Source organism: Lysobacter sp. HA18 (assembly GCF_054057595.1).
Window position 1 is genome coordinate 1,592,636 of the sequence record NZ_JBSRZL010000001.1, and the last position, 25,479, is coordinate 1,618,114.

A 25,479-nucleotide genomic window follows, 5' to 3' on the forward strand; every position below is an offset into this window, starting at 1 on the left:
GCGCGCGGTGTGTCTCATCGGATGAGACGAAGAAACGTGCGCTTACCCACGGCCCGCGCGACAATGGCGGCATGGCGTCCAACACGTCGAGTTTCCACGGGCAACGTCATGACCACGACCGACATCGAATCCCTTCTGCTTGCCGCCGATGCAGCCATCCCCGGCACGACGCTTCGCGACATCGCGAGCCGAGTGGGGACGAGTACCCGCGGTGATTTCACGGAGGTCGATGTCATCGCGAAGGTGCCAACCGCCCGCATTGACGGCGAGCTGAAATCGCGCATCGCCGCGGCCCTCACCGCCGCCGGCCACGCGCCCGGCAACGTCACGATCCGCCAGCGCATCGACGCACATGCGCCTCAGACCGGCCTATCGCCGCTCACCACGGTGCGCAACCTGATCGTCGTGGGATCGGGCAAGGGCGGGGTCGGCAAGTCGACCGTTGCGGTCAACCTCGCGGTCTCGCTGGCGCAGGAAGGCGCGCGCGTAGGCATCCTCGACGCCGACATCTACGGGCCGAGTGTTCCCACGATGCTCGGTTTGTCCGGCCGTCCCGAAAGTCCGGACAACAAGTCCATCCAGCCGCTGACCGCGCATGGCATCGAAGCGATGTCGATCGGGCTTCTCGTCGAGCAGGACACGCCGATGATCTGGCGCGGCCCGATGGCGACGTCGGCGCTCACGCAGCTGCTCAACGACACGCGCTGGGGCGATCTCGACTACCTGATCCTCGACCTGCCGCCCGGCACGGGCGATATCCAGCTGACGCTCGCGCAGAAGATTCCGGTGGCCGGCGCGATCATTGTGACGACCCCGCAGGACGTCGCCACGCTGGACGCACGCAAGGCCGTGCGCATGTTCGAGAAGGTCAACGTGCCGATCCTGGGCTTCGTCGAGAACATGGCGCTGCACGTGTGTTCGAACTGCGGCCACGCCGAGCACATCTTCGGCGAGGGCGGCGGCGCACGGATGGCGGCGGATTACGGTTATCCGCTGCTCGGCAGCCTGCCGCTGGAGCGGGGCATCCGCGAGCACGGCGACACCGGTGCGCCGATCGTCGCTGCGGAACCCGAGTCCGCCGCCGCGCAGGCGTTCGTGGCTACGGCGCGGCAGGTGGCCGTGGCACTGGCGCGTCGTCCGACCGTCGCGCGTTCGCTGTCGATCAGCCTCGCTGGGGAGTAGCCGCGGCCGGCGGGCCGGCATCAGCGGCTAGAATGCGTTTTTTAGCCGCACGGGCCGCACGATGAGCATCAAGAGCGATCGCTGGATCCGCCAGATGGCGCAGGAGAAGGGGATGATCGAGCCCTTCGAAGCCGGCCAGGTCAAGCGTTCCGCGTCCGGCGAGCGCCTCGTCAGCTACGGCACGTCCAGCTACGGCTACGACGTGCGCTGCTCGCGCGAGTTCAAGATCTTCACCAACATCAATTCGACGATCGTCGACCCCAAGCATTTCGATGAAGGCAGCTTCGTCGACATCGAGTCGGACGTCTGCATCATCCCGCCGAACTCGTTCGCGCTGGCACGCACCGTCGAGTACTTCCGCATTCCGCGCGACACGCTGGTGGTCTGCCTCGGCAAGAGCACGTACGCGCGCTGCGGCATCATCGTCAACGTGACGCCGCTCGAGCCCGAATGGGAAGGCCACGTGACCTTGGAATTCAGCAACACGACGCCGCTTCCCGCGCGCATCTACGCGAACGAAGGCGTCGCGCAGATGCTGTTCTTCCAGTCGGACGAAGTGTGCGAGACGTCGTACCGCGATCGCGGCGGCAAGTACCAGGGCCAGGTCGGCGTGACGTTGCCGAAGACCTGACGTCCGGGTTCAGTCGCTGCGCCCGAATCGTTCGCGCAGCGACTGCAGCACGCCCGGTAGCGCTTCGGGCGAGTAGGGTGCCGCGTCGCCGACACCCCACACCGGCCGCGGCCACGCCGCGTCGGTGCGAAAGCGTGCGATCACATGCACGTGCAGCTGCGGGACCATGTTCCCGAGCGCCGCGACGTTGAGTTTGTCCGGCGCGTGCAGGTCGCGCAGCGTTTGGCTCGCTCCCGCGATCTCGTCGGACAGCCGATGCTGCGACTCCCGATCGAGATCAATCCAGTCGCGTGCGCCGTCGATGCGCGGCACCAGAATCAGCCACGGCCAGCGCGCGTCGTTCATCAGCAGGATGTCGCATAGCGCCAGCGACGCGACCGGGTGCGTGTCGGCCGCCAGCTGCGCATGCAGCGACCAGTCGGTCACTTCAACGCTTCCCTGAAGAAGCGCACCGTCTGCGTCCACGCCTGCGCGGCGGCGGCCGGGTCGTAGTCGTCGCGACGGTCGCAGTTGAAGCCGTGGTTGGCGTCGTAGACGTGCACTTCGGCCTGCGGATACGCGCCGCGATGTGCCTCGATGTCGGCGGCCGGGATGCTCGAATCGCGCTCGCCGAAGTGGAACATCATCGGTGCGCGCAGCGGTTCGCCCAGGAACTGCATCGATCGCGCGCCGTAGTAGCTCACCGACGGCAGCCCGAGCCGCGTGTTCGCGAGCAGAGCCACGCTGCCACCCCAGCAGAAGCCGACCGCACCGACTGTGCGACCGCGGCCCCGCAACCAACCGGCTGTTGCGTCGACGATCGAGATCGCCGCGTCGAAGCCCAGCTTTCCGACCAGCTCGCGGCCTTTCGCGACGCCCGCAGCGTCGTAGCCCAGCTCCACGTTCGGCTCGACCGGATCGAACAGCGACGGCGCAGCGACCTCGAAGCCCTCCGCTGCGAAGCGCTCCGCGACATCGCGAATATGCCCGTTCACGCCGAAGATTTCCTGGATCAGGACGATGCCACCGGCCGGTTCGCGGTCGGGCACGGCATGCCAAGTGCGCACCGCGCCCTGCGGGGTTTCGAGTTCGTGCCACGTGCCCATCGGGCCTCCTGAATGCGATTCACGGCCGCTCGGGACGGCCAATCCCGGCCGTTATACTGGACACCCGCCGCGGCCGATGTCGCGGCCACCGGGCCGTCGCTTCCGACCGCCCCTCGAGACCACGCCATGTCCGCCCAAAATCCCGTCCGGAACCCCAAGGTGGGTTTCGTGAGCCTCGGCTGCCCGAAGGCCCTCGTCGACTCCGAACGCATCCTCACGCAGCTGCGCGTGGAGGGTTACGAGCTCGTGCAGACGTACGACGACGCCGACGTCGTGGTGGTCAACACCTGCGGCTTCATCGACAGCGCGGTGGAAGAGTCGCTCGACGCGATCGGCGAAGCCCTCGCGGAGAACGGCAAGGTCATCGTCACCGGCTGCCTCGGCAAGCGCGCCGATGTCATTCGCGAAGCGCACCCTGACGTGCTGGCGATCAGCGGCCCTGCCGACTACGCGAGCGTGATGTCTGCCGTGCACGCCGCCGTGCCGCAGGTGCGGAATCCCTTCATCGACCTGCTGCCCGCGAACGACGTCGGGATCAAGCTGACGCCGAAGCACTACGCGTACCTCAAGATTTCCGAGGGCTGCAACCACCGCTGCAGCTTCTGCATCATTCCGTCGATGCGCGGCGACCTCGTGTCGCGCCCGGTCGACGACGTGCTGCGCGAAGCCGAGAAACTCGTGATGGGCGGCGTGCGCGAACTGCTCGTCGTGTCGCAGGACACCAGCGCCTACGGCGTCGACGTGCGCTATGCCGAACGCGAGTGGCGCGGCCACGCGTACCAGACACGCATGAAGTCGCTGTGCGAAGGCTTGTCGCAGCTCGGCGTGTGGTCGCGCCTGCATTACGTGTATCCGTACCCGCACGTCGACGACGTCATCCCGCTGATGGCCGAGGGCAAGGTGCTGCCGTACCTCGATATCCCGTTCCAGCACGCCAGCCCGCGCGTCCTGCGGCTGATGAAGCGCCCGGGTGCGGTCGAGAAGACGCTGGAGCGCGTGCAGAACTGGCGCCGCATGTGCCCCGACCTCACGCTGCGCAGCACGTTCATCGTTGGCTTCCCGGGCGAGACGGAAGCGGAGTTCGAAGAACTTCTCGACTTCCTCGACGAAGCGCAGCTCGATCGCGTGGGTGCGTTCGCGTACTCGCCGGTCGAAGGCGCGGCGGCGAACGACCTGCCGGATCCGGTGCCGGAAGAAGTGAAGCAGGAGCGCCTTGCGCGCTTCATGGAACGCCAGGCGGAGATTTCGGCGGCGCGTCTCGAGGCGAAGGTCGGCACGGTGCAGAAGTGCATGGTCGACATGGTCGACGGCGAACTCGCGATCGCGCGTTCGAAGGCCGACGCACCGGAGATCGACGGCGTCGTTCAGATCCAGAACGGCGGCGAGCTGGGCCTGAAGCCCGGTCAGTTCGTCGACGTCGAGATCATGGGCAGCGACGAGCACGACCTGTTCGGCGAAGCGCTTGTGCCCGAGATGCCGACGCTGACTCCGCTGCCGGTTCGCGCCTAAACGCGGGTGGGCGTGCGTTAGTCCGGGTACGCCACGTCGACGATGACGACGCGTCGCGGGCCGATCGGCAACTGCACTTCGACCTCGTCATCCACGTGCTTCTTCAGCAGCGCGCGCGCGACCGGCGAGTCGATGCTGATGTCGCCCTTTGCCGCATCGGTCTCATCGGGCCCGACGATCCGATAGCGAAGCGGTTCGCCCGTCGCCGCGTCTTCCAACTCCACCGTCGCGCCGAAGAAGACCGCGTCCCGGTCCGACGGCGCGCTCTCGATCACCTTGAGCGACGGCACGCGCTTGCTCAGGTAACGCACGCGCCGATCCAGCTCGCCGAGCTGCTTCTTGCGATAGATGTATTCGGCGTTTTCCGAGCGATCGCCTTCGGCGGCGGCGGCCGACAGCGCACGCACGATCTCCGGGCGTTTGACGCGCCAGAGATCGTCCAGCTCGGCCTTCATGCGCTCGAAGCCTTCGCGCGTGATCAGCGCCGTGCTCTGTTCGCCCGGTGGACGCCAGCGGCCCATCGCGTTAGCCGAACCAGCGTGTAAACGTCATCGACTGCGCCCGCGCCCGCCGAGCAGGCTGCCCAGCAGCCCGCGCACGATCTGCCGACCGAGTTGGCTGCCGACGGTGCGTGCCGCCTGCTTGGCCATGGTCTCGACGATGCCCTGACGATTCGACGCGCGCGGCGCAGGCGCGGAGCGCGGCGGGGGTGGTGTCGCGACGGGCGTAGCCGGCGGCGCTTCCGCGCGGCGCGCGAGCATCTCCGACGCGGATTCGCGATCCAGCGCCTGGTCGTACTTCGCGCCTACCGGGCTCGTCGCGCGCAGCTGCTGCCGCTCGGCCGGTGTGATCGGCCCCATGCGAGAGCGTGGCGGCGCGATCAGCACGCGCTCGACAGGCGACGGTACGCCTTCAGCCGACAGCACCGACACCAGCGCCTCGCCGATCGCAAGCTGCGTAAGCGCGGCTTCGACCTCGATCTTCGGATTGGGCACGAACGTTTCGGCCGCGACGCGCACCGCCTTCTGGTCGCGCGGCGTGAATGCGCGCAGCGCGTGCTGGATGCGGTTTCCGAGCTGGCCAAGGATTTCGCCGGGCACGTCGTCCGGAAACTGCGAGCAGAAATAGACGCCGACGCCTTTCGAGCGGATCAGCCGGACGACCTGCTCGACGCGCTGCTGCAGCGCGGGCGTCGCGTCGTCGAACAGCAGATGCGCTTCGTCGAAGATGAAGACGAGCTTCGGTTTGTCGACGTCGCCGACCTCGGGCAACTGCTCGAACAGCTCCGACAGCAGCCACAGCAGGAACGTGGAATACAGCCGCGGCTTCATGATCAGGTTGTCGGCGGCGAGGATGCCGATCACGCCGCGCCCGTCGGCCGTGGTGCGCATCAGGTCCGCGAGTTGAAGCGCGGGCTCGCCGAAGAACTGGTGGCCGCCGTCCGATTCCAGGCGCAGCAGCGAACGCTGGATCGCCGCGATCGACTGCGCGCTGACCAGCCCGTACTGCGTCGAGATCGACTTGCGCTCCTCGGCGAGATGGCCGAGCACTGCGCGCAGGTCGTCGAGGTCGAGCAGCAGCAGGCCCTGGTCGTCGGCCAGCTTGAACGCGATGTCGAGCACGCCGGACTGCGTGTCGTTGAGCTCCAGCATGCGCGACAGCAGGATCGGGCCGACCTCCGAGACCGTGGCGCGGATCTGGTGGCCGGCGGTGCCGAACAGGTCCCAGAAGATGACCGGATTCGCTTCCGGCGCGTGGTCGGTGATGGCCAGCGTCGACAGCCGCGACTGCAGGCGTTCGTTCGGCACGCCCGCCATGGCGAGCCCGGCGACGTCGCCCTTCACGTCGGCCATGAACACGGGAACGCCGATGCGCGAGAAGCCTTCGGCGAGGGTCATCAGGGAGACGGTCTTGCCGGTGCCGGTCGCGCCGGCGACGAGGCCGTGGCGGTTGCCGGTGCGGGCGGGGAGTTCGACGGGCTTGAGCTCGGGCGGAGCGGTCTTGCCGAGCAGGATCGAAAGCGTCATCGCGAACTCGTACCGGGGGATGACTCGATTCTAACCACGCGATGCGAACAGCCCGGATTGCGGATGAGGTTCCTTGCCCCGCCGCGCGGGCGGGGGATACCCTCGGCCGTTCCCGCCGTACCGTTCCCCGTGATGACCCCCCAAATTCTTCGATACCGGCTGTCGCTCGCCTGCGCCGCCGCGCTTTTCCTCGTCCCCTCGCTCTCGTTCGCCGCCCGCCGCGAGACCGTCAATGTCGACGCCCTGACCTCGCGCATGCAGGCCGCGGAGTCACGTTTCACCAGGGCATCGATCGGCGTCCGCAACGACGACCCCGGCGCGCAGACCGAAAGCGATGCCGCGCTGCAGGAGATGGAAGAGGTGATGACCGCCTGCATCCAGCTGCGCGGTTGCCCCGTCAACACCTTCCTCGCGACGTACAACCGGCTGCTGAAGCAGTCCGTCGACGCCGATGCCGACGATGAGGACGACGCGCCGCTGACCGCAGACGCGATCGGCCACGAAGGTGCCGCCGCGAACGTTCCGCAAGCCGCGCACGCCGCGGCGCTGCTGTCGGAGGACCACCGCTTCGATCGCATGGTCGAGTACAACCCCGCCGTGCAGCAGGCGATCCGTCGCTGGCTGACCGACATGCGTGGCTCGCTGCTGTCGAGCTACGAGAACTACGAGAACATGCGCTACCTGATGTGGCCGGAGTACGAGCGCCGCGGCCTGCCGGAAGCGCTGCTGTTCGGCATCATGGCCAAGGAATCGAACGGCAAGGTGCATGCGACGTCGCGCACCGGCGCGGCGGGCCCGATGCAGTTCATGTACGCGACCGGTAAGCGCTTCGGCCTCGGCGACGACGGCACCGGCTTCGATACGCGCTACGACCCACGCTCGGCCGCGCAGGCCAGTGCCGAATATCTCAACGAGCGCATGGGTCAGCTCAACCGCAACATCGAGCTGGCGCTGGCCGCATATAACGGCGGCGAAGGCCGTGCGCTGCGCGTCTATCAGGGCACGTCGGCGCGTTCGTTCTGGGACGAGTCCGTCTACAACCAGTTCCCCGCGGAAACGCGCGACTACGTGCCCATGGTGATCGGCGCGGCGTGGCTGTTCCTGCATCCCAAGGAATACGGCCTGACGTTCCCGAAGGTGTCGGCGCGACCCGCGCCATTGCGGCTCACGCAGTCGGCGTCGATCTACCAGCTCGGCATCTGCCTCGGTAACAAGGGCGTGCGCGAGGGTTACATGCGCACCTTGCGCAACCTCAATCCGCGCTACCAGCCCGAGACGTTTCTGCCGGCCGGCACGAGCCTCGTGGCGACGACACGCATCGTCAGCGCCTACAACCGCTGGTGCGTGAGTGGCGCGCGCGCGGATCTCGCAAAGACGCTGGTGCTCAGCGATCCGAGCCGCGCGGTCGTGCGTACGGGTCCGTTGCAGGCGATTCCTGCGGACGACACTGATACCTCGCCGTCCGACACGGTGCCGACTGGGCCGTCGTCGCAGGTGACGCCGATGGTCGCACCGCCGGCCCGCGTGGTGCCTGCACCGACGCCGGACGTCGACGCGCGTCGCACTGCGAAGTCCGATGCCGATGCGAAGTCGCGCAGCAAGACCGATTCGAAGTCACGCGCGCCGAAAAGCTATCGCGTGCAGGAAGGCGAATCGCTGTCGACCATCGCGAAGAAGTTCGGCTGCGATACCGACGACCTCGCCAAGGCGAACGGCGTCAAGCGCGCGAATGCGTTGAAGCGCGGCCAGACGTTGATGCTGAAGGGCTGCGAGGGCTGATCGCCTTCCGTTCGAACGAAACGAAAAACGCGCCGGATCATGGCGCGTTTTTCTTTGGAGCGGATGGAACTGCTACGGCGGTCAGTGGGTCGCCGGTGTGCACTTGATCGCAGCGGACGGATGCGGCCCGACCGGATCATCCTGCTTCGGGCCGATCGCGATCGCGCCGGTCGACGACGCGAGCGCGCCGGATGTCGCGGCGCTGTTCGGATGCGGGCCGACCGGGTCGTCCTGCTTCGGACCGATCGCCGCGCTCGGCGTTCCGCTCATCGAACCGCCGGTTGACGGACCGCAGCCCGGCTGTGGCGTGATGCCGCCCTGCACGATGATCGCGGGCGACGGCGTGCTTCGGCCGACCGTCGCAGTCGGCGGCATGGGCTTCGGAGCGGGACGCGGGGTTTGCGCAGCCGCGATGCCGGCGGTCGCCAGCCCGAACGTCAGAACAACAGTGTTGATGGTGCGCATAGCGATTCCTTCGCAACAGGAATGCCGATGCTAAGAGCGCGCCGACACGGCGACGCCACCGTTCGTCGCGTTAACCGGGCTCTAACGTGGCAGCAGCGTCGCCAGCCGCTCGCCGAGGCGCACTGCCGATTCCGCCTGCAGCGAAGGATCGAGCGTCGCGACGCCCGCCGGCAGCAGCACGATCACGGTCGAGCCGTAGTTGAAGCGCGCCATCTCGGCGAAGCGCTCCAGCGTGATGCCGCGCTCGTACCTCTTGACGTTGATGCGGTCGCCGTACTGCGGAATCTCGATGCCGCTCCACACGGTTTCGACGCCCGACACCAGCAGCGCGCCGACCATCACCATCACCATCGGCCCGAAGTCGGTGTCGAAGTGGCAGACGAGACGCTCGTTGCGTGCGAAGAGTCGCGGCACCAAGCGCACGGCGTTCGGTCCGACGCTGAACAGCCGACCCGGCACGTGCACGGTGCGCCTCAGCGTGCCGGTCCACGGCATGTGCACGCGGTGGTAATCGCGCGGTGAGAGGTACACCGTGGCAAACACCCCATCCGCGAATGGACGCGCGTCTTCTTCACTGCCGAGCAGTTCCGCTGCGGTGAAGCTGCGTCCCTTCGCCTGGAAGATCTCGCCGTTGCGGATCGGCCCGCACTGGCTGATGCGACCATCGGCCGGCATCACCAACGCGTTCGCGTCGACATGCGCGGTGCGCGCGCCGGGCTTCAGCGAACGGGTGAAGAACGCATTGAACGAGTCGTACGAACGCGGGTCTGCTTCAGCAGCTTCCTCGAGGTCGACGCCGAACTTGCGCGTCACCGTGTCGATCAGCCAACGGCTGACGCGCGGATGCTTCGAGTACGCAAGCGAACGCGCCAGCGACGACAGAAAGCGATGGGGCAGGGCGTAGGTGAGGCGGGTGACCAGGCTCATCGCATCGTCTTCGTCAGGGTCGTGAGGTCGCTGGCGATCGCGGCGGGATCGAGCGGCGGCTGCAGCAGACCGGCCATGCGGCCTTCGGGGTCGAGCGCGATCATCGCCGCGCTGTGGTCGACGGAATATGCATCCGCGGGTGCGCCGGGCGCGGGCGGCGACTTCTCGAACACCAGGCCGATCGAGCGCGCGAAGCGTTCCAGCGTCGGTACGTCGGCGGTGGCCGCGAGCGTGTCGCGATGGAAAGCATGCGCATATTCGCCGACGCGATCGGGCGTGTCGCGGTCCGGGTCGACCGACACGAACAGCAACCGCGGGCGCGTGGTTTCCGGCAGCGCCTCCCACTGCTTCTGCGCGCGCGCCATCTCGGCAAGCGTGGTCGGGCAGACGTCCGGGCAATGGGTGAAACCGAGGAACACCAGCGTCCAGTGGCCCTTGAGTTCGCCGGGCACGAGCTGGGTGCCGTCGGACTGACGCAGCGCGAAGGCCGGAATGGCGCGCGGGTCGATCAGGTGCACCGCTTTCATCTCAGGCGCCGCCGACGCCGCGGGCGCGAACACGTGGCGTGCGGCGAGCAGCCCGAGGCCACCGGCGAGCGCGGCGGCGAGAACGATCAGCGTCGTCCGGTTGAACATGGTCGGCTCCAGGCCCGACGGGACCGGCGATGATACCGGCCGCCCGCTATAATCGCGGGCCTTCCTGCGTGTGCGACGTCAATGGGCGCTGGCCTTCCGAACTTTCAGCAGGTCTCGATCATCGACCTGATCCCGCCACGGCGGGTCGTTGTTCAATGCATCGGACCTCACCTTCGGCCACAGCTACGACAACGCGCTGGACGAAGCGACGCAGCTCGTCCTGCATGCGCTGCACATGCCGCACGATCTCAATCCGATCTACGGCGCCTCGCGCGTGACCGAAGACGAGATGCGCAGCGTGCTGGAGCTGTTCCGACGCCGCATCGACGAGCGCGTGCCCGCCGCTTACCTCACCGGCGAGGCGTGGTTCGCCGGCCTCAGCTTCAAGTCCGACCGCCGCGCCCTCGTGCCGCGTTCGCCAATCGCCGAACTCATCACTGCCGGTTTCGAGCCGTGGCTGGGTGAGCGCGACGTCGAACGCGTGTTGGATCTCTGCACGGGCTCCGGCTGCATCGCGATCGCGACCGCGCACTACCACCCGAACTGGGACGTCGTCGGCATCGACATCAGCGACGAAGCGCTGTCGCTGTCGGCCGAGAACAAGGAACGCCTGCATGTTCCCAACGTCTCGTTCGTGAAGTCCGACCTGTTCGACGGCCTGCAGGGCGAGCGTTTCGATCTCATCGTCACCAATCCGCCGTACGTCACCAACGACGAAACCGACGCGTTGCCGCGCGAGTATTCGTACGAGCCCGAGCTCGGCCTGCGTGCCGGCGACGACGGCCTCGACCTCGCGCTGCGCATCCTGCGCGACGCGCCGGAACACCTCACCGAGAACGGCCTGCTGATCTGCGAAGTCGGCGAGGCCGAGCGCGCGCTGGGCGACCTGCTGCCGGAGCTGCCGATGGCGTGGGTGGAGTTCAAGGTCGGTCAGATGGGCATCTTCGTCGTCGAACGCGACGACCTCGTCGAGCACCACGCGCGCATCCGCGAACTCGCTGACGCACGCGCCTGACGCCTTGAACACTTTCGGCCACCTGTTGCGCGTCACGACCTTCGGCGAAAGCCATGGTCCGGCGATCGGCTGCGTGGTCGACGGTTGTCCGCCGGGCCTGCCGATCGCGGTCGAGGATTTCGCACGCGATCTCGAACGTCGCGCGACCGGCCGCACGCGGCACACCTCGCAGCGCCACGAGGCCGACGAGGTCGAGATCCTCAGCGGCGTGTACGAAGGCGTCACCACCGGCACGCCGATCGCGCTGCTCATTCGCAACACCGATGCGCGCAGCAAGGATTACGCGGCGATCGCGCAGCAGTTCCGGCCCGGCCATGCCGACTACACGTACTGGGCGAAGTACGGCGTGCGCGATCCGCGCGGCGGGGGTCGTTCGAGTGCGCGCGAGACGACGATGCGCGTCGCCGCCGGCGTCATCGCGAAGAAGTGGCTGGCGTCCGCATTCGACGTGCAGGTGCGCGGCTACCTGTCGCAGCTCGGCGAGATCCGTTCCTCCTGCCCGGATATTCCGGACTGGACCGACGTCGAAGCCAATCCGTTCTTCTGGCCCGACGGCGCGCAGGTTGCCGAACTCGAGGCCTACATGGATGCGCTGCGCAAGTCCGGCGATTCGGTCGGTGCGCGCATCGAGGTCGTCGCGCTCGGGCTGCCACCGGGCTGGGGCGAACCGATCTACGGCAAGCTCGATGCGGAACTCGCCGCTGCGCTGATGAGCATCAACGCGGTGAAGGGCGTCGAGATCGGCGACGGTTTCGACGCGGTGCCGATGCACGGCTCGGTGCATCGCGATGTCATGCGTCCGGGCAGCGATGGTCTCCCGCAGTTCGACAGCAACCATGCCGGTGGCATCCTCGGCGGCATCAGCACCGGCCAGCCGCTGCGTTGCTCGGTCGCGTTCAAGCCAACGTCGAGCCTTCGGCTGCCGGTCGACAGCGTCGACGTGGACGGCAATGCGGTCGAAGTGATCACGACCGGACGTCACGACCCCTGCGTCGGCATCCGTGCGACGCCGATCTGCGAGGCGATGGTCGCGCTCGTCTTGATGGACCAGGCGCTGCGCCATCGCGCGCAGTGCGGCGACGTGAAAAAACGATAGCGGCCAGCCGCTGCGCGCGCCTTGGGCGCGACGCTCGCCTGCGCCGCGACGTGCGTTTGCCCGACAATCCAACTATTCGCCATCGCGCACGAAGCCCGAGTGCCGGCGCGACAGCCCCAGAGAGAACGAACACATGAAGAACCCCGTGAATGTCGCAGTCGTCGGTGCCACCGGCGCCGTCGGCGAAACCATGCTGAAGGTGCTCGCCGAGCGCGACTTCCCCATCGCCGAACTGCACCTGCTCGCGAGCGAACGCTCGGCCGGCGAGAAGGTCGACTTCAAGAATCGGAAGATCGTCGTGCAGGACCTCGCGACGTTCGACCCGACCGGCGTCGACATCGCGCTGTTCTCGGCCGGCGGCGACATCTCGAAGGAATACGGCCCGAAGTTTGCGCAGGCGGGCGCGGTGGTCATCGATAACTCGTCCGCGTTCCGCTACATGGACGACGTGCCGCTGGTGGTGTCCGAAGTGAACCCCGAGGCGCTGAAGAACCGGCCGCGCGGCATAGTCGCCAATCCGAACTGCTCGACGATGCAGCTGATGGTGGCGCTCGCACCGATCCATCGCGAAGTCGGCATCGAACGCATCAACATCGCGACGTACCAGTCGGTGTCGGGCACCGGTCGTCGCGCGCTGGAAGAGCTCGGTCGCCAGACCGCGGCGATGCTGAACTTCCAGGACCCGAAGCCGGAGGTCTACCCGGTGCAGATCGCCTTCAACGTGATCCCGCACGGCGGCGATTTCCTCGAGAACGGCTACACCAGCGAGGAAATGAAGCTGGTCTGGGAGACGCGCAAGATCCTCGGCGACGACTCCATCCTCGTGAACCCGACCGTCGTCCGCGTGCCGGTCTTCTACGGCCACTCCGAGGCCGTGCACATCGAGACGCGCGAGAAGATCACGGCCGAGCGCGCCCGCGAGTTGCTCGAAGCCTCGCCGGGCCTGGAAGTGGTCGACGACCGCGAGCCCGGCGGTTATCCGACGCCGGTGACGCATGCGTCGGGCAACGATGCCGTCTACGCTCGGCCGCATCCGCGAGGACATTTCGCATCCGCGCGGGCTGTCGCTGTGGGTGACGGCGGACAACATCCGCAAGGGTGCCGCGCTCAATGCGGTGCAGCTCGCCGAGCTCGTGATCGCCGAATAAGCCGGCACCGGTCGCGTCGCACGGCTCGTGCGACGTCGGCCCGGCCTGCTAGAGTCGCGGCGGAACGTAGGGGAGACATCCGTGAGGCCATTGTTGCGATCCGTCGGGCTGCTGGCTCTCGCGCTGGCGAGCGGGTCGGCCCATGCCCTCGGTCTGGGACAGCTGCAGGTCAAGTCCGGACTCGGGCAGCCGCTGCTGGCGGAGATCCCGGTTGTCAGCAATGACCCGTCGGAACTGGTCGACCTCCAGGCCGCGCTCGCCTCGCCGGAAACCTTCACCCGCGTCGGCCTTGAGCCGCCGATCGGCATCGTCGCCGACCTCCAGTTCACCGTCGGCAGCGACCTGCAGGGTCGGCCGGTCATCCGCATCACGACGTCGCAGCCGGTCACCGAGCCGCTGCTCGATTTCCTCATCCAGGTCGACTGGGGCGAGGGACGACTGGTCCGCGAGTACACCGCGACCGTCGCGCAGCCGGGTTCGATCGATTCGCAGCCCGCGGTCGTCGTGCAGGCGCCTGCGGTCGAGTCGCCGGCGGTAATCGAGCGTCCGGTCGCGGTCGAACCGACGCCTGCGCCGACTCCTGCAGCGCCGACGCCGGCTGCCACGCCGAGCGCGACTCCGACACCCGCGCCCGCGCCGGCACCGATCGCTGCGCAGCCCGCGCCGAGTTCATCGCCAGGCACCGAATACCGCGTCCGTCCGGGCGACACCGCGTCGCGGGTCGCCTCGCAGGTTGCGCCGCAGGGCGCCAGCAACGAGCAGACGATGATCGGCCTGCTGCGGGCGAACCCCGAGGCGTTCATCGGCGGGGACCTCAATCAACTTCGCAGCGGCAGCGTGCTGCGCGTGCCGGCGACGTCGGAACTGCAGGCGGTCGAGGCGCGCGAAGCGGCCGACCTCGTGCGTACGTACGCGCGGCAGTACCGACAGGCGCGTACGCAGCCGCAGGCGCCCGTCGCGCAGGCGGCGCAGCCGAACCGTCCGGCGTCGGCTGCGGCCGAGGCGGGCGGTCGACTCGAAATCGTGCCCCCGGGCGCCGGCCGAACGGCCCGCGGCGGCACCCAGTCCGGCATCGATGCCGGAGGCGAGGGGGAAATGCTTCGACAGGAACTCGTGCAGACCAAGGAAACGCTCGCCGCGCGCGATGCCGAAGTGCAGGAACTCAAGAGCCGCGTGGCGGAGCTGGAGAAACTGCAGACCGATCAACAGAAGTTGCTGGCGATGCAGAACTCGCAGCTCGCCGCCGCGCAGCAGCGCAAGGCGACGCAGCCGCCGGCCGTGCAGCCGCCGCAAGCCGAGCATTCGTCGTCGCTGCCGTGGATCGGTGGAGGCGTGCTGGTGCTCCTCGGTCTCGCCGCCGCGGCTTGGGCGCGCCGTCGCTCGCGTCCGGAACCGGTGTTCCGCGCACCGTCGACCGAGCCGCGTCCGTCTCTGGCTGACGCGTTCCCGGCTGGCCCGGCCGCGCCGATTTCCGCGCCGGAGCCGGAGCCCGTCGATGCCACGCCGTCGTGGGACCGAACGCCGGCAGTCGCCAAGACGCCGCGTCGTAGGGCTCCCGCGAAGGCGGCGGTCGCACCTGCCGCCGCCGTCGAGCTGCCGCTCGAAACGCCGTCCGCCGACGCCAACAGCGTCGAGCGTCTGGAACTCGCGCAGGCCTACCTCGACATGGGCGACCGCGAGCGCGCGCGCAGTTTGCTCGCCGAGGTCGCCGAAACCGGTGACGCCACCACCCGCGGCGTCGCCGCGAAAATGCTGCGGGACATGGGATGACCGACGGCGCGGCCACGGAGCCGGCCGGCGGCGAGACTACGCGATACGCGATCGGCGTCGAGTACGACGGCACCTGTTTCAGCGGCTGGCAGCGCCTGAGTGCGCACGGCCAGCCCGAACCCACACCGCTTCCGACCGTGCAGGCCACGGTCGAGGCCGCTTTGTCGTTTGTCGCGGGCAGGTCGATCGAAGTCACCTGCGCCGGCCGCACCGATGCGGGCGTCCACGCCGCCTGCCAGGTCGCGCATTTCGACGCGACCGTGCAGCGCGATCCGCGCGGCTGGATGCTGGGCGCGACGTCCCGGCTCCCACCCGAAGTCGCCGTTCTCTGGTGCCGCGAAGTGCCACGCGACTTCAACGCGCGCTTCTCTGCACGCGCCCGACGCTACGTCTATCGCATCCTCAACCGTCCCGTCCGCCCGGCGCTCAAACGCCAGGTGCTGGCATGGGAGCGACGACCGCTTGACGCCGCCGCGATGCACCGGGCGGCACAGTTCCTTATCGGCGAGCGCGATTTCTCCGCCTTCCGCACCGTGCATTGCCAGGCTGCGCACGCACGGCGCGAGATGCAGGAGGCGCTCGTCCGCCGCGCCGGCGACGTGGTCGAAGTCGAAGTCCAGGCCAACGCGTTTCTGCACCACATGGTCCGCAACATCGTCGGCAGCCTGCTGATGGTGGGTCGTGGCGACAGGCCGGAAGGCTGGATCGCCGAGCTGCTCGAAGGCCGAGATCGCACGCGCGCCGGCCCGACGGCGCCGTCGGCGGGCTTGGTCTTCCTGGGCCCGCGCTACCCCGCGGAATGGCACCTTCCCCCCGAGGTCACCTTGTGAATCGAACTCTCTTCCGTACCCGCATCAAGTTCTGTGGCTTCACCCGTCCGGGCGACGTGCGCCTGGCCTGCGAGCTCGGCGTCGATGGCATCGGCTTCGTGTTCGCGCCGAAGAGCCCGCGTCGCATCGCGCCGGAAGAAGCGCGCGCGATGCGCCAGGCGCTCGCGCCGCTGGTGGATGCGGTCGCGCTGTTCCAGGACAACTCGCTGGAGGAAGTGCGCGACGTCGTGCGCCAGGTCCGTCCGAGCCTGCTGCAGTTCCACGGCAACGAAGACGATTCGTTCTGTCGATCGTTCGGCCTGCCGTACCTCAAGGTCGTCCCGATGGGCGAGGAAATCATGGCGCCGCACTATCTGCAGCTTCGGTTCCCTGGCGCCGCGGGCTTCCTGCTCGACAGCCATCGCACCGGCGAGAGCGGCGGCAGCGGACGCACGTTCGACTGGACGCGCATCCCGCGCGACCTGCAGAAACCCTATGCACTCGCCGGCGGCCTGACCCCCGAGAACGCGTTCGAAGCGGTCACCACCGCGACGCCGTGGGCCGTCGATGTGTCCAGCGGCATCGAAGGCGAACCCGGCATCAAGGACGGCGACAAGATGCGTCGCTTCGTCGAGGAAGTGCGTCGCGCCGATTGCCATACCGACGCGGCCGTAGCGGCCTGCTGATCGCCTAAACTGGCGGGCGCGCTCCCCCGCGTCCTGCCGGCCCCGACGATGTCCGACGCTGCACCGACCTCCGCGGTCGACGATTACAACGCCTATCCCGACGCCGACGGCCACTTCGGTCGCTTCGGAGGGCGGTTCGTCGCCGAAACATTGATGGGTCCGTTGCAGGAGCTGGCCGACGCCTACGACGCCGCGCGCGTCGATCCGGCGTTCGTCGATGCCTTCGATCGCGACCTCGCTCATTACGTCGGCCGCCCGAGCCCGATCTACTTCGCCGAACGCCTGACCCGCGAAGCCGGCGGCGCGCGCATCCTGCTCAAGCGCGAAGACCTGAACCACACCGGCGCGCACAAGATCAACAACACCATCGGCCAGGCGCTGCTCGCCAGCCGCATGGGCAAGACGCGGATCATTGCGGAGACCGGCGCCGGCCAGCATGGCGTCGCGAGCGCGACGGTGGCGGCGCGGCTCGGCCTCGAATGCGTCGTCTACATGGGCGCGACCGACATCGAGCGCCAGAAGATCAACGTCTATCGCATGAAGCTGCTCGGCGCGACCGTCGTGCCGGTGACCAGCGGTTCGGCGACGCTCAAGGACGCGCTCAACGAAGCGATGCGCGACTGGGTAACGAACGTTCGCGACACGTTCTACATCATCGGCACCGTCGCCGGCCCCGATCCGTACCCGCGCATGGTGCGCGACTTCAACGCGATCGTCGGGCGCGAGGCGAGGGCGCAGATGCTCGCCGAATACGGTCGTCTGCCTGACGCGGTGACTGCATGCGTCGGCGGCGGCAGCAATGCGATCGGCATCTTCCACGCCTTCCTCAACGATCGCGACGTGCGCCTCGTCGGCGCCGAAGCCGCGGGCGATGGCATCGATACCGGTCGCCATGCCGCATCGCTCGCCGCAGGTCGTCCGGGCGTGCTGCACGGCAATCGCACCTACGTGATCTGCGACGACGACGGCCAGATCATCGAAACGCATTCGGTGTCCGCAGGTCTCGATTATCCCGGCGTCGGCCCGGAACACGCGTTCCTCAAGGACACCGGTCGCGCGCAGTACGTCGGCGTCACCGACGACGAAGCGCTCGAAGCCTTCCATCGCCTCGCGCGCACCGAAGGCATCCTGCCGGCGCTCGAGTCGAGCCACGCGATCGCGCAGGCGGTGAAGCTTGCACGCGATCTGCCGAAGGACGCGCTGGTGCTGTGCAACCTGTCCGGGCGTGGCGACAAGGACGTGCACACCATCGCCGCGCGCGACGGCATGACGCTCTGATGCACCGCGCGCACGCCGCGACGCCGCGATGGCGACGGTCGCACTGATCGACCGACGCCCGCCGGCACCTTCGACGAAGGTGCGCCATCGAATTTGGATTCCATGTCCCGCATCGACACACGCTTCGCGCAGCTCAAGTCCGCCGGCCGCAAGGCGCTAGTCCCGTTCCTGACGGCGGGCGATCCGTCGCTCGAATCGACCGTGCCCGCGATGCACGCACTGGTCGAAGCCGGGGCTGACGTCATCGAACTCGGCGTGCCGTTTTCCGACCCGATGGCCGACGGCCCGACCATCCAGCGCAGTTCCGAACGCGCGCTGGCACGTGGCGTCGGCATCGATTACGTGATGCGCAGCGTGCGCGAGTTCCGCGCGCGCGATGCCGACACGCCGGTCGTGCTGATGGGCTACCTCAATCCCGTCGAGATCCGCGGGCCGCTGGCGTTCGCCAAGCTCGCGGCGGAATCGGGCGTCGACGGCATCCTGCTGGTCGACCTGCCGCCGGAAGAAGCCGCGGAGTTCCGCGACGCGTTCGAGGCGGCGGGTGTCGCGTTGATCCTGCTCGCGTCGCCGACCTCGTCCGACACGCGCATCGCGATGCTGCAGAACCTGGCACGCGGCTATCTCTATTACGTCAGCTTCGCCGGCGTGACCGGCGCGGCGGATCTGCTAGATACCGGCGCCGCCGGCGAGCGCCTGCGCGTGATTCGCGACGGCACCGGCGTCCCGGTGGTCGCCGGCTTCGGTATCAAGGACGCCGCGAGCGCCGCGGCGATGGCTGTCGACGCCGATGGCGTGGTGGTCGGCAGCGCGCTGGTCTCCGCCTTGGCGGACGCCGCGGATCCGGCCGCCGCAGCCCGCGCGTTCCTCGCACCGCTGCGCGCCGCGCTCGACGCCTGACGTCTGTCGCAGTCCGCGAACGGAAGCCCGGCCGGCTCAACCGGCCGGTCCGGAGCGCTGAGCTACACTGACCCGCTGGCCGCGTGGCGGCCGTTCGTCCGATAGGGGAGAGCCTCCAGCATGTCCTGGCTCAAGAAACTGATGCCGTCCGGCATCCGCACCGAAGGCACGCAGCGCCGCCGCAGCGTGCCGGAAGGTCTATGGGAAAAGTGCGACCGCTGCGCCACCGCGCTGTATCGCCCGGAGCTCGAGGAAAACCTCGAGGTCTGCCCGAAGTGCAGCTTCCACATGCCGATCCGCGCCCGGGCGCGGCTCGCGGCGCTGTTCGATGCCGGCAGCGCCAGCGAGATCGGCGCCGAACTCGGCCCGACCGACGTGCTGAAGTTCCGCGACCAGAAGAAGTATTCCGACCGCATCAAGGCCGCGCAGAAGTCGACCGGCGAGCGCGATGCATTGATCGCCATGCGCGGCACGCTGGACGGTCGCGACCTCGTCGCCTCGTCGTTCGATTTCCCGTTCATGGGCGGCTCGATGGGTTCGGTCGTCGGCGAGCGCTTCACGCGTGCGGCGGAAATGGCGCTGGAAATCGGCTGTCCGTTCGTGAACTTCTCGGCGTCGGGCGGCGCGCGCATGCAGGAGTCGCTGTTCTCGCTCATGCAGATGGCCAAGACATCCGCGGCGCTCGGTCGCCTGCGCGACGCCGGCCTTCCGTACATCTCGGTGCTCACCAATCCGACCACCGGCGGCGTGTCCGCGTCATTCGCGATGCTGGGCGACGTCAACATCGCCGAGCCGGAAGCGCTGATCGGCTTCGCGGGCCCGCGCGTGATCGAGCAGACCGTGCGCGAGAAACTGCCGGAAGGTTTCCAGCGTTCGGAGTTCCTGCTCGAGCACGGCGCGATCGACATGATCTGCGACCGTCGCGAACTGCGCGATCGCCTGTCACACCTGCTCGCGTTGATGATGAAGCAGCCCAAGCCCGCGGACGCGGCGGCATGAGTCGTCGTTATTTCGGTACGGACGGCATTCGCGGCCGCGTCGGCGAAGGCGCGATTTCTGCGGACTTCGTGCTTCGTCTCGGCAACGCGTACGGTCACGCGCTGCGTTCCAGCGCGCCGTCGTGGCGCAAGCCGGTCGTCATCATCGGCAAGGACACGCGCATCTCGAACTACATGTTCGAAGCCGCGCTGGAAGCGGGGCTCGTCGCCGCCGGCGTCGACGTGCAGCTGATGGGCCCGATGCCGACGCCCGCGGTCGCGCACCTCACGCGCTCGCTGCGTGCGGACGGCGGCATCGTGATTTCGGCGTCGCACAACCCGCACTACGACAACGGCATCAAGTTCTTCTCGGCCGAAGGCGAGAAGCTCGACGACGAAACCGAGCTCGCGATCGAAGCCGCACTCGACGAACCGTTCCGAACCGTTCCGTCCGACGAACTCGGCAAGGCGGTGCGCACCCGCGAGGCGCTCGGTCGATACGTGGAAGCCTGCAAGGGCAGCGTGCCGCGCCGCTTCGACCTCGCCGGTATGCGCATCGTCGTCGACTGCGCGAACGGTGCGACGTACCAGGTCGCGCCCGTCGTGTTCCGCGAACTCGGCGCGCGCGTCACCACGATCGGCGTCGAACCCAACGGCACGAACATCAACGATGGCGTCGGCTCGACGCACCCGGAACTTCTCGCGAAGACCGTGGTGGAGCAGGGCGCCGACCTCGGCATCGCGTTCGATGGCGATGGGGACCGCGTGCTGTTCGTCGACGGCGAAGGCAACGTGCGCGACGGCGACGACCTGATCTACGTGCTCGCGACCGACTGGCAGGCCGCGGGTCGACTGCGCGGCCCGGTGGTCGGCACGCTAATGAGCAACTTCGGCCTCGAGCAGGCGCTGGGCCAGCGCGGCATCAACTTCCTGCGCGCGAAGGTCGGCGACCGTTACGTGCACCAGCAGCTCGTCGCGCACGAAGCGGTGCTCGGCGGTGAAGCGTCAGGCCACCTGCTCTGCCTCGATCGCGTCAGCACCGGCGACGGCATCGTCAGCGCGTTGCAGGTACTGGAAGTGCTCGGGCGTCGCGGCATGTCGCTGACGCAGGCGCTCGAAGGCCTGCGTCGCGTGCCGCAGAAGACGGTCAATGTCCGCTACGCGGCGGGCAAGAAGCCGGCCGAAGCCGAGAGCGTCAAGACCGCGCTCGCCGATGCGCAGCAGGCGGTGCTGGGTCGGGGTCGCGCGTTCCTGCGTCCGTCCGGCACCGAGCCCGTCGTGCGCGTCACGGTCGAAGCCGACGACGATGCACTCGTCGACGCCACGCTCGCGCAGCTCGCCGCCGCCGTGCAGGCCGCAGCGGCCTGACCTCGATCAAATCGATGGAGCCGGTGGTGATCCACACTGCCGGCTCGACAAGAGAACCGACATGAGCCAGATCCCGACCCTCGACATCAAGCGTTTCGACGACCCGTCGCAGCGCGACGCCTTCGTCGCCGAAGTGGGCACCACGTACCGCGAATGGGGCTTCGCCGGCATCCGCAACCACGGCATCCCGCAGCAGCTGATCGACGACGCCTACCGCGTATTCGCCGAGTTCTTCGCGCTGCCGGACGACGTGAAGCGCAAGTACCACATCGCCGGCGGTGGCGGCGCGCGCGGCTATACGCCGTTCGGCATCGAGACCGCGAAGGGCGCGCAGCACTTCGACCTCAAGGAGTTCTTCCACATCGGTCGCGAGATCGCCCGCGATTCGAAGTACGCCGACTCAATGCCGGCGAACGTGTGGCCGACCGAAATCGCCGAGTTCCGCGACGTCGGCTACCGCCTGTATTCCGAGCTCGACGCGCTCGGCTCGCGCATGCTCAGCGCGCTCGCGCTGCACATCGGCCTGCCGGAAGACTTCTTTGTGACGGTGACGGACCAGGGCAATTCGATCCTTCGCCCGATCCACTATCCACCGATCACCACGCCCGACGTGCCGAACGTTCGCGCCGGTGCACATGAGGACATCAACCTCATCACGCTGCTGGTCGGTGCGAGCGCGGAAGGCCTCGAAGTGCTGTCGCGCAAGGGCGAGTGGATCCCGTTCACCGCGCAGTCCGACACCATCGTCGTCAACATCGGCGACATGCTGCAGCGCCTGACGAATCACGTGTATCCGTCGACGACGCACCGCGTCGTCAATCCGCCGGGCGAGAAGGCGCGCCAGCCGCGCTACTCGACGCCGTTCTTCCTGCATCCGAATCCGGATTTCGTGATCGACGTGCTGCCGTCGTGCGTCAGCGCGGACAACCCGAGCCGCTATCCGGAGTCGATCACGGCGCAGGGCTATCTCGAAGAGCGGCTTCGCGAAATCAAGCTGAAGTGACCCACAAGGAAAACCCGGCCTCGGCCGGGTTTTTCGTTGATGCGGTTGACGGCCGAATCAGGCCATCCAGAAGAACACCGCGGCCATGCGTTTGGTTTCCAGCGTGCGGCCCCAGTAGCGCGTCGCGCTGTGGATCAGGTTCGCGCGATAGACGAGCAGCCGGTTGTAGCGGTGCGGAACAGCGATGTCCTCGACGAAGCTGCCGTCGGCGACGAACCGCGTGCCCAGCGCTTCGACCAGATTGTTATGCGGCGGCATCACCGAATTGCCGCCGAGTTGCCCGGTCGGCAGGCGCTGGCGGAAGAAACTCGTGCCGCAGTCGTCCGGCACCTTCGGGTTGAGATACAGCACCGCGGCGTAGCGGCACAGCGCACGCGAATCCGTATGCGGCCGCACTTCGCCTTCGTTGTCGCCCACCGCCTGGATGCAGTTGTGATTCAGCGTCGTGCCGTCGGGTGATGCCTGCACCCAAAGCTTCGTCGCACCCGTCAGCGCCTTGACGCGCGCGTCCACGCCCTCGAGTTCGTCGGGCTCCAGTCCCGGCATGATCCGCGCGCCGGGCCAGCTCTCTTCGCGATGCGGCCAGCCGAGCGTCCAGTCCTCTCGCGCGAGTGCGCGTTCGCGCACGCGATCGGGATCCGGAAGCACGTCATCGACGACCCAGAAGTCGCGGCCTTCGGTGGGCTTTCGATATGGAAGAACGGGGAGGCGAACGGGAGCAGGGCGCATGCCCGGACTATACCGACGGTGCCGGCCGCATCCGAACGCCGGCATCGGTCAGTGCGCCCCGCCATGCGTCGAGCTTGGTCGCGGTGGGTATCGAACGATTCGCCGGGCTGGTCGACGGCCCCCGGATCAGTTGCACGCCGGATGGCACGACGTCGACCGGCACCTGCCTCAGGAACGTGGCCTCCGCCGTCGCACCGTTGAACAGCACCGCACGCAGCCGCGGGTGCGCCGCGAAGAACGCGCTGAAGTCATTCGCGACCGCGCCGCGGATCGCGCTGTCCAGGCTGCCCGTCCGTTCGCAGGTCGCGATCACGTCCCAGAGCGCGACGCCGGCCGAGCGCAATTGTTCGATGCGGCGCTCGTACGTCCACTCCGGTAGCGCGCCGACCAGCTCACCCATGAACGTCCAGAACAGGTTCTGCGAATGGGCGTAGTAGCGGCCCGCGCGCAGCGACGCGCCGCCCGGCATGCTGCCGAGCACGAGTGCTCGCGCGTCGGGATTCTCGATCGGTGGCAGGCCGCGGAGGGTCGTCATGGTCGGTGGCGTCGCGGGTTGGGCTAGACTTCGCGCCGGATTTCGAGGGGAACACGCGATGCGTCGTCGAATCGTCGCCGGAAACTGGAAACTGCACGGAGATCGTGCGTTCGCCGCGTCGCTGCTCGATGCGGTCGTCGCGGAAACGGCGGTCGCCGGGGTCGAGCGCGTGATCCTCCCGCCGCTGCCATACCTCGCCGAACTGGTGCAGCACTACGGTGCACGCGGCCTCGGCTTCGGCGCGCAGGACGTGAGCGCGAACGAGCAGGGTGCGTACACCGGCGAAGTGTCGGCGTCGATGCTGAAGGATGTCGGCGCGGTCTATGGGCTGGTCGGGCATTCCGAGCGTCGTCAGTACCACCACGAATCGAACGAGCTGGTCGCGCGCAAGTTCCGAGCCGCCAAGGCCGCCGGCCTCGTGCCGATCCTGTGCGTCGGCGAGACGCTCGAAGACCGTGAAGCCGGTCGCACCTGGTGGCGGATCGAGCAGCAGCTGGAGCCGCTGCTCGCCGGCGACGGCGTCGCGGACCTTGACTGTGCCGTCCTCGCTTACGAGCCGGTCTGGGCGATCGGCACCGGCCGCACTGCCAGCCCGGAGCAGGCACAGGAGGTCCACGCCTTCATCCGTGGCGAGATTTCCCAGCGCGATGCTAGAATCGGCGGCTCGCTGCCGATCCTGTATGGCGGTAGCGTCAAGCCTGACAACGCGGCCGAGCTCTTCGCCCAGCCCGACGTCGATGGCGGACTGGTCGGAGGCGCATCGCTGAAGGCCGCGGACTTCCTGGCGATCGCGCGAGCGGCCGCCCCCTGAGCCTCGACGGGGCCATCCCATGCTGCTGTTCTTGAACATCATTTATGTGCTGCTTGCGATCGGCATGATCGCACTGATCCTCATGCAGCGCGGCGCTGGCGCGCAGGCCGGTTCCGGCTTCGGCGGCGGCGCTTCGGGCACCGTGTTCGGCTCGCGCGGTTCGGCCAACTTCCTGTCGAAGTCGACGAAGTGGCTCGCGGTCGTGTTCTTCGTGCTGAGCCTGCTCATCTCGTGGAATGTCTCGCGCAATGCGAGCAAGCCCGATGCCGACAACGGCGGCAGCATCATGTCGCAGGTGCCGAACGCGCCAGCGTCGAAGACTGCAGTTCCGGTCGCGCCGGGCAGCGCAGTGCCGTCGGCACCGAGTGCGATTCCTGCAGCGCCGACAACGGCACCGTCGGTTCCTGCGACGACGCCCGCCACTGCACCGGCGCAAACCGCACCTGTGACGACGACGCCGAATGCGCCGTCGCAGGGTGGTTAAACCGCGCGATTTAGTTACAATGTGCTGCTCCGGCACGGAAGCACGGAGTGGGTCGCAAGCGACCCGAAAAAGTCGTCCCGGATGACATGTTTTTGCCCAGGTGGCGGAATTGGTAGACGCACTACCTTGAGGTGGTAGCGACTTAGGTCGTGGGGGTTCGAGTCCCCCCTTGGGCACCACACGAAGCATCCCCCGGCCGCGACGGTGCGGGGTGACCGAAGCGCGCCGTGCGGCATACGCCGGCCCGCCGCGCGAGAGCCGAGAGAACACGAGTGCTGGCCGAATATCTGCCGACCCTGCTGTTCCTGATCGTCGCCGGCGGTATCGGCGTCGCCTTGATCATTGTCGGACGCGTCCTCGGGCCCAAAACCCCGACGGTCGAGAAGCTGCTGCCTTACGAAAGCGGCTTCAATGCGTTCGAAGACGCGCGCATGCAGTTCAACGTGCGCTATTACCTGATCGCGATCATCTTCATCGTCTTCGATCTGGAGATCGCGTTCGTATTCCCCTGGGCGCTGGTGTTTCGCGAGCTCGGACCGTTCGGCCTCGTCGAGATGGGCACCTTCCTCGCGCTGCTGGTAATCGGTTTCGCCTACGCGTGGAAGCGCGGCGCCCTGGATTGGGAGTGAGGTC

Annotated in this window: 25 protein-coding genes, 1 tRNA gene and 2 pseudogenes; 19 read left to right on the forward strand and 9 right to left on the reverse strand. The window is 67.9% G+C overall.

The genetic code is table 11. The features are described from left to right. Positions 1 to 108 precede the first annotated feature (108 nt). A complete protein-coding gene (gene apbC / locus ACVWWW_RS08070) occupies positions 109 to 1,182 on the forward strand; it encodes an iron-sulfur cluster carrier protein ApbC (RefSeq protein WP_081672076.1) in 1,074 nt (357 codons plus the stop codon). 61 nt (positions 1,183 to 1,243) lie between these two features. Next, positions 1,244 to 1,813: a dCTP deaminase gene (dcd, locus tag ACVWWW_RS08075; protein WP_027082954.1), complete on the forward strand. Its 570-nt coding sequence runs from the start codon at positions 1,244 to 1,246 to the stop codon at positions 1,811 to 1,813. 9 nt (positions 1,814 to 1,822) lie between these two features. Here the strand turns inward: dcd and ACVWWW_RS08080 are convergent, their stop codons facing one another. Together ACVWWW_RS08080 and ACVWWW_RS08085 are read right to left on the reverse strand one after the other, a co-directional pair. Further along, complete coding sequence (locus tag ACVWWW_RS08080; protein ID WP_027082955.1) at positions 1,823 to 2,239, reverse strand: HIT family protein; 417 nt, start codon at positions 2,237 to 2,239, stop codon at positions 1,823 to 1,825. Then, entirely contained in the window at positions 2,236 to 2,898 is a 663-nt protein-coding gene (locus ACVWWW_RS08085) for a dienelactone hydrolase family protein (RefSeq protein ID WP_027082956.1), read from the reverse strand. The genes ACVWWW_RS08080 and ACVWWW_RS08085 overlap by 4 nt, the downstream gene beginning before the upstream one ends. Positions 2,899 to 3,024: 126 nt before the next feature. Here ACVWWW_RS08085 and rimO point away from each other — a divergent pair, with 126 nt between their 5' ends. Beyond that, positions 3,025 to 4,407 carry a 30S ribosomal protein S12 methylthiotransferase RimO gene (gene rimO / locus ACVWWW_RS08090; protein ID WP_027082957.1) on the forward strand — a complete coding sequence of 461 codons (1,383 nt, stop codon included), beginning with the start codon at positions 3,025 to 3,027 and terminating at the stop codon, positions 4,405 to 4,407. Between the two features lie 17 nt (positions 4,408 to 4,424). Here the strand turns inward: rimO and greB are convergent, their stop codons facing one another. Both greB and ACVWWW_RS08100 read right to left on the reverse strand, forming a co-directional pair. Continuing rightward, positions 4,425 to 4,928: a transcription elongation factor GreB gene (greB, locus tag ACVWWW_RS08095; protein WP_027082958.1), complete on the reverse strand. Its 504-nt coding sequence runs from the start codon at positions 4,926 to 4,928 to the stop codon at positions 4,425 to 4,427. 27 nt (positions 4,929 to 4,955) lie between these two features. Next, positions 4,956 to 6,434, reverse strand: a complete 1,479-nt coding sequence (locus ACVWWW_RS08100; protein WP_027082959.1) for a helicase HerA-like domain-containing protein — start codon at positions 6,432 to 6,434, stop codon at positions 4,956 to 4,958. Between the two features lie 132 nt (positions 6,435 to 6,566). Between ACVWWW_RS08100 and ACVWWW_RS08105 the strand changes: the two genes are divergently transcribed. Beyond that, positions 6,567 to 8,213: a transglycosylase SLT domain-containing protein gene (locus tag ACVWWW_RS08105; RefSeq protein WP_036141939.1), complete on the forward strand. Its 1,647-nt coding sequence runs from the start codon at positions 6,567 to 6,569 to the stop codon at positions 8,211 to 8,213. Between the two features lie 81 nt (positions 8,214 to 8,294). On the opposite strand, the gene ACVWWW_RS08110 is transcribed toward ACVWWW_RS08105, so the two are convergent. The 3 genes from ACVWWW_RS08110 to ACVWWW_RS08120 all read right to left on the reverse strand — a co-directional run bounded on the left by ACVWWW_RS08110 (position 8,295) and on the right by ACVWWW_RS08120 (position 10,132). Then, positions 8,295 to 8,678 carry a hypothetical protein gene (locus ACVWWW_RS08110; protein ID WP_027082961.1) on the reverse strand — a complete coding sequence of 128 codons (384 nt, stop codon included), beginning with the start codon at positions 8,676 to 8,678 and terminating at the stop codon, positions 8,295 to 8,297. An 81-nt stretch (positions 8,679 to 8,759) separates the two neighbouring features. Continuing rightward, a complete protein-coding gene (gene asd / locus ACVWWW_RS08115) occupies positions 8,760 to 9,605 on the reverse strand; it encodes an archaetidylserine decarboxylase (RefSeq protein WP_027082962.1) in 846 nt (281 codons plus the stop codon). Next, positions 9,602 to 10,132, reverse strand: a complete 531-nt coding sequence (locus tag ACVWWW_RS08120; RefSeq protein WP_456998747.1) for an SCO family protein — start codon at positions 10,130 to 10,132, stop codon at positions 9,602 to 9,604. The genes asd and ACVWWW_RS08120 overlap by 4 nt, the downstream gene beginning before the upstream one ends. 241 nt (positions 10,133 to 10,373) lie before the next feature. Between ACVWWW_RS08120 and prmB the strand changes: the two are divergent. The 11 genes and pseudogenes from prmB to ACVWWW_RS08175 all read left to right on the forward strand — a co-directional run. Then, positions 10,374 to 11,255 (forward strand): annotated as a pseudogene (prmB, locus tag ACVWWW_RS08125) (50S ribosomal protein L3 N(5)-glutamine methyltransferase); the annotation flags it as partial. Between the two features lie 4 nt (positions 11,256 to 11,259). Then, positions 11,260 to 12,351 (forward strand): chorismate synthase, encoded by a 1,092-nt coding sequence (aroC, locus tag ACVWWW_RS08130; RefSeq protein WP_027082965.1) that lies wholly within the window; start codon positions 11,260 to 11,262, stop codon positions 12,349 to 12,351. A gap of 133 nt (positions 12,352 to 12,484) precedes the next feature. Continuing rightward, positions 12,485 to 13,499 (forward strand): annotated as a pseudogene (locus ACVWWW_RS08135) (aspartate-semialdehyde dehydrogenase). Between the two features lie 81 nt (positions 13,500 to 13,580). Continuing rightward, positions 13,581 to 15,269, forward strand: a complete 1,689-nt coding sequence (locus tag ACVWWW_RS08140) for a FimV/HubP family polar landmark protein (RefSeq protein ID WP_027082967.1) — start codon at positions 13,581 to 13,583, stop codon at positions 15,267 to 15,269. Continuing rightward, positions 15,266 to 16,099, forward strand: coding sequence for a tRNA pseudouridine(38-40) synthase TruA (gene truA / locus ACVWWW_RS08145; RefSeq protein WP_051235104.1), 834 nt, complete (start codon positions 15,266 to 15,268; stop codon positions 16,097 to 16,099). Before ACVWWW_RS08140 ends, truA begins: the two co-directional genes overlap by 4 nt. Continuing rightward, entirely contained in the window at positions 16,096 to 16,764 is a 669-nt protein-coding gene (locus ACVWWW_RS08150; RefSeq protein WP_027082969.1) for a phosphoribosylanthranilate isomerase, read from the forward strand. The genes truA and ACVWWW_RS08150 overlap by 4 nt, the downstream gene beginning before the upstream one ends. 48 nt (positions 16,765 to 16,812) lie before the next feature. After that, positions 16,813 to 18,042, forward strand: a complete 1,230-nt coding sequence (gene trpB / locus ACVWWW_RS08155) for a tryptophan synthase subunit beta (RefSeq protein WP_027082970.1) — start codon at positions 16,813 to 16,815, stop codon at positions 18,040 to 18,042. A 102-nt stretch (positions 18,043 to 18,144) separates the two neighbouring features. Then, a complete protein-coding gene (trpA, locus tag ACVWWW_RS08160) occupies positions 18,145 to 18,939 on the forward strand; it encodes a tryptophan synthase subunit alpha (RefSeq protein WP_027082971.1) in 795 nt (264 codons plus the stop codon). Between the two features lie 120 nt (positions 18,940 to 19,059). Next, positions 19,060 to 19,938, forward strand: coding sequence for an acetyl-CoA carboxylase, carboxyltransferase subunit beta (gene accD, locus ACVWWW_RS08165; protein ID WP_027082972.1), 879 nt, complete (start codon positions 19,060 to 19,062; stop codon positions 19,936 to 19,938). Then, on the forward strand, positions 19,935 to 21,284 hold the full coding sequence (gene glmM, locus ACVWWW_RS08170) for a phosphoglucosamine mutase (RefSeq protein ID WP_027082973.1): 1,350 nt from the start codon (positions 19,935 to 19,937) through the stop codon (positions 21,282 to 21,284). The genes accD and glmM overlap by 4 nt, the downstream gene beginning before the upstream one ends. A 61-nt stretch (positions 21,285 to 21,345) precedes the next feature. Next, a complete protein-coding gene (locus ACVWWW_RS08175) occupies positions 21,346 to 22,287 on the forward strand; it encodes a 2-oxoglutarate and iron-dependent oxygenase domain-containing protein (protein WP_027082974.1) in 942 nt (313 codons plus the stop codon). 57 nt (positions 22,288 to 22,344) lie between these two features. On the opposite strand, the gene ACVWWW_RS08180 is transcribed toward ACVWWW_RS08175, so the two are convergent. Together ACVWWW_RS08180 and ACVWWW_RS08185 are read right to left on the reverse strand one after the other, a co-directional pair. Next, positions 22,345 to 23,016, reverse strand: a complete 672-nt coding sequence (locus tag ACVWWW_RS08180) for a DUF6445 family protein (protein ID WP_027082975.1) — start codon at positions 23,014 to 23,016, stop codon at positions 22,345 to 22,347. 7 nt (positions 23,017 to 23,023) lie between these two features. After that, positions 23,024 to 23,551: a DNA-deoxyinosine glycosylase gene (locus ACVWWW_RS08185; protein ID WP_051235106.1), complete on the reverse strand. Its 528-nt coding sequence runs from the start codon at positions 23,549 to 23,551 to the stop codon at positions 23,024 to 23,026. Positions 23,552 to 23,609: 58 nt separating this feature from the next. On the opposite strand from ACVWWW_RS08185, the gene tpiA reads away from it, so the two are divergent. The 4 genes from tpiA (at position 23,610) to ACVWWW_RS08205 (ending at position 25,475) form a co-directional block, all read left to right on the forward strand. Then, entirely contained in the window at positions 23,610 to 24,362 is a 753-nt protein-coding gene (gene tpiA / locus ACVWWW_RS08190) for a triose-phosphate isomerase (RefSeq protein ID WP_027082976.1), read from the forward strand. 19 nt (positions 24,363 to 24,381) lie between these two features. Then, a complete protein-coding gene (gene secG, locus ACVWWW_RS08195; protein ID WP_027082977.1) occupies positions 24,382 to 24,846 on the forward strand; it encodes a preprotein translocase subunit SecG in 465 nt (154 codons plus the stop codon). Positions 24,847 to 24,940: 94 nt separating this feature from the next. Beyond that, positions 24,941 to 25,025, forward strand: a tRNA-Leu gene (locus ACVWWW_RS08200). A 93-nt stretch (positions 25,026 to 25,118) separates the two neighbouring features. Next, entirely contained in the window at positions 25,119 to 25,475 is a 357-nt protein-coding gene (locus ACVWWW_RS08205) for an NADH-quinone oxidoreductase subunit A (RefSeq protein ID WP_027082978.1), read from the forward strand. Positions 25,476 to 25,479: the final 4 nt, after the last annotated feature.

What these genes read in the sequence shown, in the direction of transcription:
- rimO (WP_027082957.1), top strand. Translation starts at nt 3,025, where the DNA reads ATGTCCGCCCAAAATCCCGTCCGGAACCCCAAGGTGGGTTTCGTGAGC.
- dcd (WP_027082954.1), top strand. Translation starts at nt 1,244, where the DNA reads ATGAGCATCAAGAGCGATCGCTGGATCCGCCAGATGGCGCAGGAGAAG.
- trpB (WP_027082970.1), top strand. Translation starts at nt 16,813, where the DNA reads ATGTCCGACGCTGCACCGACCTCCGCGGTCGACGATTACAACGCCTAT.
- accD (WP_027082972.1), top strand. Translation starts at nt 19,060, where the DNA reads ATGTCCTGGCTCAAGAAACTGATGCCGTCCGGCATCCGCACCGAAGGC.
- asd (WP_027082962.1), bottom strand. Translation starts at nt 9,605, where the DNA reads ATGAGCCTGGTCACCCGCCTCACCTACGCCCTGCCCCATCGCTTTCTG.
- ACVWWW_RS08185 (WP_051235106.1), bottom strand. Translation starts at nt 23,551, where the DNA reads ATGACGACCCTCCGCGGCCTGCCACCGATCGAGAATCCCGACGCGCGA.
- ACVWWW_RS08175 (WP_027082974.1), top strand. Translation starts at nt 21,346, where the DNA reads ATGAGCCAGATCCCGACCCTCGACATCAAGCGTTTCGACGACCCGTCG.
- ACVWWW_RS08110 (WP_027082961.1), bottom strand. Translation starts at nt 8,678, where the DNA reads ATGCGCACCATCAACACTGTTGTTCTGACGTTCGGGCTGGCGACCGCC.
- ACVWWW_RS08180 (WP_027082975.1), bottom strand. Translation starts at nt 23,016, where the DNA reads ATGCGCCCTGCTCCCGTTCGCCTCCCCGTTCTTCCATATCGAAAGCCC.
- glmM (WP_027082973.1), top strand. Translation starts at nt 19,935, where the DNA reads ATGAGTCGTCGTTATTTCGGTACGGACGGCATTCGCGGCCGCGTCGGC.
- apbC (WP_081672076.1), top strand. Translation starts at nt 109, where the DNA reads ATGACCACGACCGACATCGAATCCCTTCTGCTTGCCGCCGATGCAGCC.
- secG (WP_027082977.1), top strand. Translation starts at nt 24,382, where the DNA reads ATGCTGCTGTTCTTGAACATCATTTATGTGCTGCTTGCGATCGGCATG.
- ACVWWW_RS08085 (WP_027082956.1), bottom strand. Translation starts at nt 2,898, where the DNA reads ATGGGCACGTGGCACGAACTCGAAACCCCGCAGGGCGCGGTGCGCACT.
- trpA (WP_027082971.1), top strand. Translation starts at nt 18,145, where the DNA reads ATGTCCCGCATCGACACACGCTTCGCGCAGCTCAAGTCCGCCGGCCGC.
- truA (WP_051235104.1), top strand. Translation starts at nt 15,266, where the DNA reads ATGACCGACGGCGCGGCCACGGAGCCGGCCGGCGGCGAGACTACGCGA.
- greB (WP_027082958.1), bottom strand. Translation starts at nt 4,928, where the DNA reads ATGGGCCGCTGGCGTCCACCGGGCGAACAGAGCACGGCGCTGATCACG.
- tpiA (WP_027082976.1), top strand. Translation starts at nt 23,610, where the DNA reads ATGCGTCGTCGAATCGTCGCCGGAAACTGGAAACTGCACGGAGATCGT.
- ACVWWW_RS08100 (WP_027082959.1), bottom strand. Translation starts at nt 6,434, where the DNA reads ATGACGCTTTCGATCCTGCTCGGCAAGACCGCTCCGCCCGAGCTCAAG.
- ACVWWW_RS08105 (WP_036141939.1), top strand. Translation starts at nt 6,567, where the DNA reads ATGACCCCCCAAATTCTTCGATACCGGCTGTCGCTCGCCTGCGCCGCC.
- ACVWWW_RS08120 (WP_456998747.1), bottom strand. Translation starts at nt 10,132, where the DNA reads ATGAAAGCGGTGCACCTGATCGACCCGCGCGCCATTCCGGCCTTCGCG.